Origin of the sequence: Phycisphaera sp., from assembly GCA_025916675.1 — a bacterium.
Classification (GTDB): Bacteria; Planctomycetota; Phycisphaerae; order Phycisphaerales; family UBA1924; genus JAHCJI01.
Genome location: CP098402.1, coordinates 772231 through 785499 on the forward strand (window position 1 = coordinate 772231; position 13269 = coordinate 785499).

9 protein-coding genes are annotated in these 13269 nt (G+C 63.4%); 6 read left to right on the plus strand and 3 right to left on the minus strand.

The features are described 5' to 3' along the window. Positions 1 to 937 precede the first annotated feature (937 nt). The 3 genes from NCW75_03385 to NCW75_03395 all read left to right on the plus strand — a co-directional run bounded on the left by NCW75_03385 (position 938) and on the right by NCW75_03395 (position 6200). Entirely contained in the window at positions 938 to 3421 is a 2484-nt protein-coding gene (locus tag NCW75_03385; GenBank protein UYV13333.1) for a hypothetical protein, read from the plus strand. Between the two features lie 985 nt (positions 3422 to 4406). Further along, positions 4407 to 4904, plus strand: a complete 498-nt coding sequence (gene smpB, locus NCW75_03390) for an SsrA-binding protein SmpB (protein UYV13334.1) — start codon at positions 4407 to 4409, stop codon at positions 4902 to 4904. Between the two features lie 237 nt (positions 4905 to 5141). Beyond that, positions 5142 to 6200: a hypothetical protein gene (locus tag NCW75_03395; GenBank protein ID UYV13335.1), complete on the plus strand. Its 1059-nt coding sequence runs from the start codon at positions 5142 to 5144 to the stop codon at positions 6198 to 6200. Positions 6201 to 6349: 149 nt separating this feature from the next. On the opposite strand, the gene NCW75_03400 is transcribed toward NCW75_03395, so the two are convergent. Beyond that, positions 6350 to 6988, minus strand: a complete 639-nt coding sequence (locus NCW75_03400) for a response regulator (protein UYV13336.1) — start codon at positions 6986 to 6988, stop codon at positions 6350 to 6352. Between the two features lie 93 nt (positions 6989 to 7081). Then, positions 7082 to 8452, minus strand: a complete 1371-nt coding sequence (tig, locus tag NCW75_03405) for a trigger factor (protein UYV13337.1) — start codon at positions 8450 to 8452, stop codon at positions 7082 to 7084. Positions 8453 to 8874: 422 nt separating this feature from the next. Here tig and NCW75_03410 point away from each other — a divergent pair, with 422 nt between their 5' ends. Continuing rightward, positions 8875 to 9897, plus strand: a complete 1023-nt coding sequence (locus NCW75_03410; protein UYV13338.1) for a fasciclin domain-containing protein — start codon at positions 8875 to 8877, stop codon at positions 9895 to 9897. Positions 9898 to 10052: 155 nt separating this feature from the next. Further along, positions 10053 to 10811: a fumarylacetoacetate hydrolase family protein gene (locus NCW75_03415; GenBank protein ID UYV13339.1), complete on the plus strand. Its 759-nt coding sequence runs from the start codon at positions 10053 to 10055 to the stop codon at positions 10809 to 10811. 16 nt (positions 10812 to 10827) lie between these two features. On the opposite strand, the gene NCW75_03420 is transcribed toward NCW75_03415, so the two are convergent. Continuing rightward, positions 10828 to 11655: a hypothetical protein gene (locus NCW75_03420; GenBank protein UYV13340.1), complete on the minus strand. Its 828-nt coding sequence runs from the start codon at positions 11653 to 11655 to the stop codon at positions 10828 to 10830. A gap of 549 nt (positions 11656 to 12204) precedes the next feature. Here NCW75_03420 and NCW75_03425 point away from each other — a divergent pair. Next, positions 12205 to 13236, plus strand: coding sequence for a rod shape-determining protein (locus NCW75_03425; protein ID UYV14220.1), 1032 nt, complete (start codon positions 12205 to 12207; stop codon positions 13234 to 13236). Positions 13237 to 13269 lie beyond the last annotated feature (33 nt).

Here is a 13269-nt window from a genome sequence, read left to right on the forward strand (position 1 = left end):
GGAGTGAGTCAAATGGTCACTATAAACCAGGAAAAGCTGCCCATGACGCACACGCCCACGCTCAAAACGAAAAGCGACGACATCGACATCGAATGCACTTCCATGGTTAACGCTTGGCCAATTCTCGAAAGCATTGTTGACTCCTTTCGGAGTGATAAACGCTTCGTTGTCACGGCCGGATGAGTACAACTGCCTGTGCCGAAAAACGGCCCCGGTGTCGCCAGCGTTGCACAATGCGCGCGGGCCTATCGCAGTTGATCGGAGTTGCATTCCGTACTGATGGGCCCGCGATCAGCTTTCTTGCTTGGCGAGAATCATGCTTCGCGACATTCGCTGTAAGCGATCGCGATCTCGTTAAACGAGAATCCCAGGGTGCATACACAATGCGCATCAGGTTGAGACTCGCATTCGGTCCAGAACACCGAGGAGATCGAGCGGGTCGGATTTCTACCCGAAATTCTCTGAAACTCGATCGCCGGAGCCTTATGCTCCCATACCCGAATATTTCCCGATCTTGCAAAATACGTCGTCCACACCACTCACGGTAGGGTCGTGTTCGCACCTCTCGGCCCCGAGTTACTCAAACTAATTGCGGCTAAGTCCCGAATAAAAACTGATTCAATCGCACACAGCACGGCCGTTGGTAGTGTGAATCGAGAGCATTCCAGACCTTGTGATCGTCGGCGTTGGATTGTCGCCTCTGTGCTTCAAACAGAGGGCTGTGTGTTCGAGGGCACCGCGATCAAAGCAGGCAGTTTGCACGAGATACGGACATCTCAACATGTTGTTCGTACTATGGGCGGGCTTTCAAGCCGCTAATATTGCTCCAAACAGCGGCGGTTTGCAGCCAAAATGCGACTCATAGGGAGATATGCCCATGCCAGAGCGAATCCCACACGCTGAGCTAGTTCGTCCGTCGGTAGACGCTCTTGTTGACTTGATCAAACTCCGGCTGCGAAGCGATCTAAACGATGACGAGATCGCGGCAGCTGTCGTCGAGTATAAGCGTTTGCACAGAAAGCCTTCTGGTACCGGTAGGGCCAGCAAGTCAGGCCAGCACTTCTACGACAAGTGGGCGAGACCTCCCAGAGGAGAAAGCGAACGCACACAACGCCAAGCAACACTTGAGGATCTTGAGAAAGATATGCGACTCCTGGGAATCGATACCTGGATTGGCTGGGCCAACATGGGCAGCTTCCATGCTCATCGCTTGCTAAGTCGATTGATCGGCAAGTTGGGCGCCGTTTCCGGTGCCCACGCAAACGCTGGTCCACGTGAGAGGCTTCGGGGAGCGTTTCTGGCATTTTCCGAAGAGGTCCGGACTGGACTGGACCTGCGACAGTCGGAGCTGAACTCGATAGCGCCACAAGGCGCTGATGATCACGGAGAATGCACGATCGAAGGCGCGTCAGGCCAAGCACCATTCGTTGACAACGATCTCGCGTGCGAGTTGCTAGACGTGGCGTACGTTTGGAATGCCGCTGCCCGACGTTTTGAATTATTGTACAGCAGGGGATTGAGACATCCTGCCGTTGTGGATGGGATTCGTTCACTCAGCAGTGCGGTTGGCCGAGTGGCGAGACCAACGAGCGAACAGAATAAAGGGCTTGTATTTGAGATAGATCTTGACTTTCCGAGCATGAGCCCCGCTGAGATGGAAGGCGAGCAGCAAATATTTGAGAATCGCACTTGGCCGTACAGTCGTACAAGAATGCCATTTGCTGCCCGCGAGGAGATCCATCGGACATTTGTGTTTCGTACTTCTTGGGTGTGTCCGGATAGGCAATTGCAAGAAGCTCAGCTCTTTCTCAGTTTTCGCGTCAAGGAGTGTGATGACGATTTGCTAGATCAGCTCAAGCTCGATCTGGAACCTGCTGCGAAGTACTTGGCCGGGTGGATCCAGTACGAGGCCCTTGGATGCGACGAAAGCCGCCCCCCGTTAGTACCACAAAATGCGCGCCGGCACGTGTTTCGCAACATTCGTGAGGCATTAACGGCGAAGCACCTCGATAATGCCGCCACGGCGTTGGCAGGGGCCTTCAGTCAGTTGGTGCCGTTCGACGACGGTGAATACTCCGTGTCCGTGCATTGGGTGTTGCCCGTGGTTCAGAGCTCAATGATCTTCGCAGCAAATGACCATGCGGACGAGAACTCCGAAGTCCCCGAATCAGGCGAAACCGGTGATAATGATATTGCCGAGTTCACCCCCCCGCCAGCTTTGGGGGGCATTCCGCGCGCGCGCCCAGGCTCTGTGTGGATCGATCCGACAAGCAAGGAAGTGTGTTTCTGTACTGATGGAACAGAGCACGGAGTACATCGGGAACTCGCAGACATTGTGTGGCTCTCGGCATTATCTGATAGCCGTTACGTTGTTCAATTCCAGAGTGGCAGCCACATCCCCCCAGCGGCCAACGAACCAAAGTACGAGAATGTCGCAGCCGACGAAGCACAGCAAGAGCTCATCGAGGAGTGTCGGCCGCTCAAGAGCATGATACCGGTGGATAGCGGGCTGGTCGGGTCTGGATTGTCCGTTCAGGCAGCGGCCTGGGGCTCTGCAATCTTCTATCCCGATTTACGCACCGCCCAGGAAGCGAGCGATCCGCTTGCTTCCCTAAGCGAAGTGTGTCGCTACGACGACGAAGTACGATGGCCAACGGGATGGGAACTTGCAATGCCCATACGTCGCCTTGCGCCTCCAGATATGCCTCGGACCACAGGACTCCCATCCCTCGCTGTTGTAGATGTCGAAGCAAAGAACGCGGACATAGCGACGGATGCTGCTCGGGAAGACGATGCGTTCTTGTTATCAATCGACGCGGCCGCCCGACTCTACTCAGCGTTTGACTACTTCCGTTCCTCGCCGAGCAGGAGTGAGGTGCTGTGGGAACGCACCTGGAAGTTCTGCCTTGGGTTGCTCGGGACAGAGAGGGTCGTGACAACACGATCTGCTGTATTTACCGAACTTACAAAGTGGTTGGTCGAGTCTTCAGGTTTGAAAAACCTGACATGCGCGACGGTGCTTTGCTCTGAAGCCAATACTGGTCCGCGGAGAGTATGGCATCTCAGCGAGAGGCTTGTCACAGATGACACGTCGCGCGATGCATGGCGTGTGCGGCTCGGGGATTGGCAAGAGCGAGGAATAAGTAGTTCGATTATCGCCGAACAGGCTGCCCGCGGTCGAGTTGCGGTGTATTGCACAGATTGTGAGGTAGGGTTACTCGCACAGAAGTCCGATTTTCCTGAGGAGCTTGCAATCCGAAGTGTTTACGCCCAGCCAATCATCTCGCATATGCAACTTGATCTGCACGGCGTCCTATTGCTTGGGTGGCCTGGCCAAAGCCCGGAACAAGAAATGCTTCAAGATCTGCTCTCTCGCTTGTGCTATGTCATCGGATCGATTGATGCCATCGTAACTGAGTGACTGACAGTATTACGGTCAACGGGAGTGTGGGCACGACGTGACAGTGATGTTGTGCCCAGCTTGCGTTTCATACGAAGCATCAGTTGTCTGTTTGAACCATCACCTCACCAGCGCGATACTTACCGCGCCGCAATAAACAAAACTTTTCTTGTGCTTGCCGAGCATCTGGAGTGTGTGAGTATTCGAGGGGGTAGGATGCGAACTGACACCATGAGAGTAATCCAGCGGTCGTTCGTCACAGAACCTACGAAGCCACTTGCTGTCGAGAACCCCGCCTTCTTTGCCCAAATGGTTGGATACTGAACGCAAACCGAACACTTAGCGCCCCCTGATAACCCGCCCGCTCCCCGATTCCCGGCCCGCGAGGCCCATTCCCGCCCACGGCCGGACCAAGATAACTCCTTGCCAGAATCATTCTGGCAATCGCACGAGCCGTTCTGGCAGCGTCCAGAGCCATGCTGACAGCACCCAGAAATGTTCTGGCTATCGCACGAGGACCCCGGGCGACAGCCAGAATGTCCCGGGCGATCGCATGGGGGCCTCTGGCGGCATCCGGAACGGCTCGGGCCATCGCGCGAGAAGCCCAGGCGATCGCACCCGAGGTGCGGGCGGCGGCCGGCGCTCGGGCGTTGGTATTGTGCGTTCGGCGGGCTCTTGGACGTTCGACGCTCTGGCGGAGCGCCCCTGAAGACAGGGTCGCTGCGCCAGAGCTGCCCCAAGGTGGGTTGTTCTTGAGCGGTCGCTGCGCTCCCTTGCGGCCTGCCGGCCGGGCCCTTGCGGGCCGCGCCTCCGCATGCGCCGGCGCCCGAAGACTGGCTTGGCGGATGCTGCGTCGCCTGGGCGGTCGTTCGCACTTGTCCCTCTTTCCTCCGCTTTCCGCCTCTGTGCCTCTGTGGTAAATCCCCCTCTTCTTCAATCCCTTCGCGACCTTCGCGTTCAAAAACTCCGAAGGCCGGGGGCTCACGCCGCCACCTACCATGCCCCCATGGCCAAGAAGCGCAAGCCACGCCCCGTCATGATCGAGAACCGCAAGGCGCGGCACGAGTATGACATCCTCGACACGCTGGAGGTCGGCATCCGCCTGCTGGGCAGCGAGGTCAAGAGCATCCGCGACGGCAAGGTGTCGCTGGCCGAGGGGTACGTGCGGGCCGAGGCGGTGCCGGCGACGCTCGAGCTCTTCTCGGTGAACATCGCCGAGTACCCGCCCGCCCAGGGGCACCAGCACATCCCCACGCGCGTGCGCACACTGCTGGCCCACAAGCGCGAGATCGTCAAGCTCGCCAAGGCCAGCGACGAGAAGGGCATCACCCTCATCCCGCTGCGGTTGTACTTCCAGGGCCCCTACGCCAAGCTCGAGGTCGCCCTCGCCCGCGGCCGGGGCAAGGTCGACAAGCGGCACGCCATCGCCGACCGCGAGATGAAGCGCGAGCTCGACCGCTCGATGAAGAGCCGGCTCAAGGGCGGCTCGGGCGTGGTGGGCTAGACCTCGGGCGTACGAAAACGAACCGGGTTTCCGTCGCACTCGCGTCGTCGAGCTGTCGTGCGCGACGCATCGCCGACATGATCTTGGGAAATCTGGGCAATCACGCGTGACCGGGCAATACGGGCGACGCTGTGGACCTGGGTGCGGCTTTTCGTGCCCCCGGCCGGTCCGGGATAGCCGGGCCGGCCGGCAATGTTTGGCATCCCGTGCCAGAGCGCGGGCAATGGAGTGAGAGTCATGCTGAAAACCGAGCTGAGGAACGTATTGAGATCATCCGTCGCGGGCCTCGTTTTGGCCTCGGGCGGCCTGCTGGCCGCGCCCGCCACGACGCACGCCCAGAACCGCATCGAGTGCTTCGCCGACTTCGATAAGAGCGGCAGCCTGGACATCTTCGACTTCCTGGGGTTCCAGAACGCCTTCGCCGCGGGAGACCTGCGCGCCGACTGCGACCTCGATGGCAGGCTGACCATCTTCGACTTCCTGTGCTTCCAGAACGCGTTCGCCGAGGGCCAGCGGTTCGGCTGCCCGGCGTTCAAGTTCGACGACGTGCCCGATCGGATCCGCGCCGGCCAGCAGATCGAGATCACCGGCGACTTCCCCCAGGACCTGGAACCCGAGGACATCTGCATCGGGTTCCGCCCGATGATCGAGGAAGACTTCGTCCCCACCGTGGGCCTGCGGGTGCACCGGTTGACCACCGATCGCATCGTCGCAACGGTGCTGCCGTTCGAGGAACGCCTGATCGGCCCGGCCCAGCTCATGGTCTTCGCCGGAGAGGGCGACATCATCCCCAAGGGCGGCCTGAGCTTCCCCGAATGGGAACTGCAGGGCGAGATGTGGGGCTGGCGGCAGGCGCAGACCATCCCCACCCGTGGCCCGGTGATCGAGCTGGTGCCCGGCTTCCTGTCGACCGTTCTTGTTGCCGGCACGACGCTGCCGGGCAACGCCGGCAACCGCCAGCCCTGGAGCCGGACCATCGAGGCCGGCGAGAGCCTGGACATCTGCAGCCGCATGTGGGCCGCCGATGATCCCTGCCGCCACCCCGACACCGGCGTGTACACCTGGACGGCGCTGAGCGACCAGAACGTGCGCCAGACGGCCCGCGCGATCGCGGCGGCCATCGAGGCGATGTATCTCGCCGTGCCGCCCGCGGGCGACTGCGACGAGCCCATCGAGGTGATCGCCGACGCGATTCGCATCACCGACGACTTCTACGAGATCCGCATCACGTTCACCGATGGCGCGCTCATCGATCCCGTTGGCTTCCCGTGGTGCCAGAGCGTCTGCGTCAACTGACGCGGTGACGATCCAAATACCCCCTCGTGGTTGCGACGCGGCGGGAGCGGCGCGTCGGCCACGAGTTCGCGGCCCCCAACATGGCGTGGGGGGCCGCTCTTTTTGATTGGACCGCGTTCGCGAGGATCCGCACCCACCAGGCCGGCGGGTTAGAACTCCGCCCCCGCGAGCCACTCGCTCGGCAACGCCCCGAGCGCCTGGGCGATGGCCAGCAGGCTCTCCAGGCTCGGCAGGTGCGCCCCCCGTTCGATGCTGCTGAGCTGGCTCACGCTCACGCCCGAGGCCTCGCTCAGGTCCTTGAGCGTCCAGTCCCGCGCCGAACGGGTGAGCCTGATCTGCCGGCCGAGCGCCGCGCGCAGCTTGTCCTGCGGGCGGACGCCCAGGGAGTACTCGGCGGCCGCTTGGGCCAGGACCCGTTTGAGTTCGGCCGGCTCGAACGGCTTGGTGACGTAGTCGAACACCTGCTTCTTGAACGTCTGCCGCATCGAGTCCATCGTGGGGTGGCCCGTGATGACGATCACGCACAGGCGCTCCCACCGGGTTCTCAGTTCGGCCAGCACGTCCTCGCCGCGGATCTTGCCCATGTTGATGTCCAGGAGCACGACCTCGGGTAGCTGCGCTTCGCACGCTTCGTACAACCCGGCGGGCGTCGCCACGGCCCGCACCTCGTGCCCGCCGTCGGCGAGCAGGCCGGCGAGGTACTCCCGGAAGTCGGCGTCGTCGTCGAGCGCGACGATGCTCAGGCTCGGGGGCGCGGGCGGTGGTGGGGGCTGGTCGGGCGTGGCCATGGCACGAGGGTAGATCGGTCAGCCGACGAAAAAGAAGCCGCGTGCTTCCACACGCGGCTCGTTCGGATCAGTCTAGGGCGGGAAACTCGCGGATCAGGCCGTCGCCTCGACGTCCTTCTCGTTGTAGTCCTCGGCCTTCACGTCGGTGACCTTGGCCTTCTCGACGATGGCGTCCAGGGTCTTGTGCTCGCGGATCTGGAGGAAGATGCTCTGGATGCGGCCGCCCTGGACCAGCTCCTGGAACAACTGCTCGGGGCGGGCACCGCGCTCGAAGGCCATCTCGGCCACGCGCTGGCGGGCCTCGTTCTCGGAGACCTGCACGTCCATGTCCTCGGCCACGCGGTTGAGGATGAAGAACAGCTTCAGGTTCTGCCGGGCCTCGGCGGCCGACGCGGCCCGGAGCTGGCCGATGTGGCTCTCGATCTCCATCTCGTCCATGCCGCGGTACATCAGCTCCATACGCCGACGCTCCATCGCGCGGCCGGCCTGCTGGGCGGTCAAACGCTCGGGAAGCTCGAAGTCGACCTTCTCCAACAGGTACTTGGCCACCTGCTGGCGGACGGCGGTCGCCTGCTGCACCTTGGTGCGTTGCTCCAGGCGCTCGCGCAGGCGGCCCTTGAGCTCGTCCTCGTTCTCCAGGCCGAAGCGGGTGAGCAGCTCGGCACGGTCGAGCGGGACGATCTTGTCGATCGCGGTCACCTCGAAGGTGATCGTCAGGTCCTTCTCGCGGATGGCCTCGACCTCGTGCTGCTCGGGGCCCTTGGCCTTGATGGTCTTCGTCTCGCCGACCTTCGGCAGGCCGAGTTGCTTGCCCAGGTCGTCGACCATGACGCCCAGCACCATGCCCTGGCCCCCATCGGGGGGCGTCTGCACGACCGCGCCCTCGATGTTGTAATGCTCGGTGCCCTCGGCGTCGATCATCTTGGCGTTGCCGGTCAGGTAGTCGCCCTTCTCGCTGCTGTCGTGGCTCTCCAGCGTGCCCTCGTTGAGGCAGATCTTGGTGAGCTCCTCCTCGACGCGCTCGTCGGATACCTCGATCATGGGCCGCTTGAGCTCGAGCCCCTCGAGCTTGGGCAGGTCGAACTCGGGCTGGACTTCGACGTCGAGCCCGAACTTCAGGTCCTTGCCCTGCTCGAGCTCGATGTCGCCCATCTGCGTCCCGAAGGGGTCGCCGATGACCTTGAGCTCGCTCTTCTCGATCGCCTGCTGATAGGCCTCGGCCACGATCTGGTTGCGGGCCTCGTTCTTGATGTTCGAGCCGAATCGCTTCTCGACCAGCGCCTTGGGAGCGCGGCCGCGGCGGAAGCCGGGCAACTCGGCCTCTTCCAGGATCGTGTCGACCGACGTGCGCAGGCGATCGTCGACCGTCGAGGCGGCCACCTCGATCTCCAACCGCTTGCGGCTGGGACCACTGTCGGTGACGGTGTAGTTCTTCAAGATGTCCGCTTGTGCGGTGTCGGCCATGATGGGGCTCCGAGAGACCAGGTCGTGCTGATTCGGGTGTGATTCGCCATCACGATCCGCCGAATCGGCGGAGCGCGAAGGGGAGTATAGCGACCGCGGGAAGGCCCGCAGTGTTCAAACCCGTTGTCCGAGGCCGCGACCCGTCCAAATTCGGCATAATTTTTGTACCCCGACTTGCCCGCGTCGGCCGGGGCATCCCCGCGATGCCCGATGCGGAACCCCCTGATGGCCAGATCCGACAAACCGGCCCTGGCGTCCAATGGAGGCCGTTGGCGGGCACAAACCGGAGAATCGGGCGCCAATCGGCCGGCGACGGGCGTTGCGGAACGAGGGATCCCAGCGTGCGAGTATTCCGCATGGCCGCCGCCGAACACACGCGGACGGCCACACCAAACACGTTCCCCCGAAGGAGGACACCCGCCATGACTCGCACTACCGCTCGCAAGACTTCCGCTCTGACTATCGCCGCTGTTGCTGGTCTCGCCACAGCCGCGCTCGCGATGGGCACCAACGGCAACAAGACCGGCCAGTCCGGATCGTGCCAGGCCGCCCAGACGGCGTGCGGCTCGAACGACCAGGACGCGCAGGGCGCAGTCACGATGGTGGCGTTGGACTCGCACGCCGCCGAGGGCACGATCGTCGAGGTCGCGTCCGAGGCCGGCCAGTTTAACACCCTGCTGGCCGCCGCCAAGGCCGCGGGCCTAGCCGGGGCGCTGGGCAGCAGCGGCCCGTTCACCGTGTTCGCCCCGACCGATGAGGCGTTCGCCAAGCTGGGCCAGAACACCATCAACGACCTGCTCAAGCCAGAGAACAAGCAGAAGCTGGCCAGCATCCTGTCCTATCACGTCGTCAGCGGTGAACTGCCGGCCAAGAAGGTCATCGGCAGCAACGACGCCACCACCCTCAACGGCCAGCGCATCGACTTCAAGGCGACGAGCAAGGGGGCCTACGTCGACAACGCTCGCATCATCGCCACCGACATCGACGCCAGCAACGGCGTGATCCACGTCATCGACAGCGTGATCATGCCGCAGAGCAAGAATCTGGTGGAGATCGCTACGAGCGACGGCCGCTTCAGCATCCTGGCCAAGGCCATCGAGGCCGCGGGCCTGGTCGACGCCGTCACCGGCGACGCCCCGCTGACCGTGTTCGCGCCCACCGACGCGGCGTTCCAGAAGCTTCCCGCCGGCACGCTCGAGCATCTCCTCAAGCCAGAAAACCGCGACACGCTGGTCAACATCCTGACCTACCACGTCGTCTCGGGCCGCGTGTACGCCCGTGACGCGGTAGGCGCCCAGCGAGCCACCTCACTTCAGGGGGGGCAGGTTCGTGTTGGTATCGACAACGGCCGCCTGACCATCAACGACGCGAATGTCGTCAACAGCGATATTGAGGCCAGCAACGGCGTGATCCACGTCATCGACACGGTGATCCTGCCCGACTGATCCATCTCTCTCTTCTGGTCCAATTGGATGCGGCGTCCCCAAGGAATGTCGCATTCCAATACCCCCACCCGCCGTGCGGCGAAAGCCCGCGGCGGGCTTTACGTATCTCGGAAGCCCCACCTTGGTTTTGCCTTCGGTCGGGGAACACTCGGCCTATGTTCAACGTGATGGAACTCGTTCGTGATGATGTTGGTGCGCTGGTCCTGACCGAGTCGGGATCGCTGCAACTGCGCTGGATCGTGTGCGTCGGCCGAAACTATGCGGCCCATGCCAAGGAGATGGCCGCAGCGCAGGCCGCCACGAAGCCCTCTGGCAACGCCGAGCATCCGACCATCTTCGCCAAGAGCCCCGCCTCGGTCATACTGCACGAGGACGAGATCGCCATCCCCCGATGCTGCCTCGACGAGGCCACCGGCGGGCCGCAGGTCGACTACGAGGGTGAGCTTGCCGTCATTATCGGCACGCCCGCGCGCGACGTGGCCCATGATGAAGCCCTCGACCACGTGCTGGGCTACTGCTGCGCCAACGACGTCTCGGCCCGCTGGTGGCAGAAGCACGGGGCCGGCGGCCAGTTCGTGCGCGGCAAGAGCTTCGATACCTTCTGCCCCTTAGGCCCCCAGGTCATCCCCGCCAGCCGCGTCAGCGACCCGGCCACCCTCACCCTCACGACTCGCCTGAACGGCGAGGTGGTGCAACAGACCTCGACGGCCGACATGGTCTACACCGTCGCCGACATCATCCACCGCCTCAGCCAGGGCGCGACGCTGCCGGCGGGCACGGTGATCCTCACCGGCACCCCCTCGGGCGTGGGCGCGGCCCGCACCCCGCCGCGATACCTCGAGGCTGGTGATCTCGTGGAAGTCGAGATCGACCGCATCGGCACGCTGCGCAATCGTGTGACGCTGGCGGGGTAAGGATGGCAGCGTGCCCTCAGCACCCAGTCTGGAACTGGTTGAAGAACGCCAGGAAGTCGAAGATGTCCAGTCGTCCGTCGTAGAACACGTCCGCACGCACGTCGCCCGCGTCGAACAGCGTCTGGAACTCCAGGAAGTCGAAGACCGTCAGGTCGCCATCACCGTCGAGATCGGCTGCGCACGAGAGCAGCCACGTGAATTCCCGTGCGATTGTTCCAGAGGTTGCTCCCCAGTTGTCCCACTGCTGGCCGTTGACTAGGACCCTTCCGTCACCCGAGATCATCGCTGCGGCAGGACCTCCATCCTCGAACGTCCTTGTAACAAAGGAGCTAATCCCAGGCACAAGAATGTCGCCGTAGTCAGGTATGAGCCATTCAGATGCAGCATCGATGAACCCCGCGCCAGCAACGGAAGGGTGCGTCGGCTGGGGCGCACGAAGATTCGGCAGCGGCAGCTCCAGCTCCACCACCGCCTCCAGCCCCAGCAGATCCAGGTACCGGTCCGACGCCTGATCCAACTCGGCCATCTGGAAGTGCAGCTTGCCACCGCGGACCACGTGCGATTCCAGCTCGGTCAGGATCGCGTCTTCCAACGCGGGCTGGAACAGGTCGAGCGACCGCACGATCACCAGCTCAAAAGAGCCCGATTGCAACTCATCGAGGAAGTCGTCCTGACGCACCGTCACCGTCGTCTCGTCCTGCAAGCCTAGATCGATGATCGCGCCCGTGAAGTACGGGAACTCCAAGTCGCCGAAGCGGCCGAACAAGATGCGCTCCGCCGACGCTAGCGGCGCCCACGCTAGCACGGCGACCGCCACCATCCCGAACACCCAGGCACGTCCCATATCAGCCACCTTCCGATGCACGCTCCCCGTGGTCCGTACACGCGCCCGGGCCGGGGCGTTGCGGCCCGCTCCGGGCGATGGAGTCCTCCCAGCGGGCACCGAGACGAGTTCAGTGGGCACTGAGGTCTTCTCAGTGGGCACGGATGTCTTCTCAGTGGGCACTGACACGAGCTCAGTGGACACTGAGACGACCGCCGATCCCCGCTGGGAGGCCCGCAGGGGCGAAGTCCCGATCATCATGCGAACACGGCCTTCCCGGGCTCACCCCACCGCCCGACGAGCGCGAACCGGTGTCGCGGTGGGCGCTCGGGAGCACGGGCTGCCCAATAGGAACTCCCGCGACCAAAGTCGCGATCTGCCTACGCCCGGGGCCTGAACCGATTCCTATAATGTCACGCCTGCCGAGCGCTGGGGCCGATGGATCGCCCTATGCGGAGCACCCGTAGCCATAGTTCCATGGGGGACGCCGCGGAGGCTGGCCATGTCCTTGAGGAGGGCGCCCCGGCAGTGCGGTATCTCGATCGTGTTACAAGTCTGTTCAGTGTCGACATGGGCATCGACCTCGGCACGTGCAACACCCTCGTCGCCGTCCGCGGCCAGGGCATCGTGCTCAACGAGCCCAGCGTGGTCGCCGTGCGCAAGGGCACCAACGAGGTCCTCAAGAACGGCCAGGCCGTCGGCTGGATGGCCAAGGAGATGCTCGGTAAGACGCCCGGCTCGATCGCGGCGGTGCGGCCTCTGAAAGACGGCGTCATCAGCGACTTCCAGATCACCGAGGCCATGCTGGGCTACTTCATCAACAAGGTGAACAAGCTGACCCGCAACTGGGGCTTCATCGGCCCGCGCGTCGTCATCAGCGTGCCCAGTGGTATTACCGCCGTCGAGAAGCGGGCCGTCTTCGATAGCGCCGAGCACGCGGGTGCGCGGCGGACGTACCTGCTCGAAGAGCCCGTGGCTGCCGCCATCGGCGCTGGGCTGCCCGTGGCCGAGCCGACGGCGAGCATGATCGTCGACATCGGCGGCGGCACGACCGAGGTGGCCGTCATGTCGCTGGCCGACATCGCCGTGTGCGAGAGCGTGCGCGTGGCCGGCGACGACATGGACGAGGCCATCATCAACCACATGCGCCGCACGTACAACCTGATGATCGGCGAGCAGACCGCCGAGCGGATCAAGATCGAGCTGGGCTCGGCGGCCCCTGTGGGTGGGAGTGGCGGCGAAGAGGGCACCATCGAGGTGCGCGGCCGCGACATGATTAGCGGCCTGCCCCGCAAGGCCACCATCACCAGCGAGGAGATCCGCGAGGCCCTCAGCGAGCCCATCGGCCAGATCATCGAGACCGTGACCCGCACGCTCGAGAAGGTCGAGCCCGAACTGGCCGCCGACCTGGTCGAGAACGGCATCATGCTCGCCGGCGGCGGGGCGTTGCTCCGCGGTTTGCCCGAGGTGCTCCGCAAGGCGACCGGGCTCGAGTGCATCCTGGCCGACGATCCGCTGACCTGCGTGGCCCGGGGCACGGCGATCTACCTCGAGCACATCGAGGAGTGGAAGGCCACCCTCGAGAACGACATCGACGTCTGATCGGGCCGACCTCCCTGGGGCGACTTTTCTGGG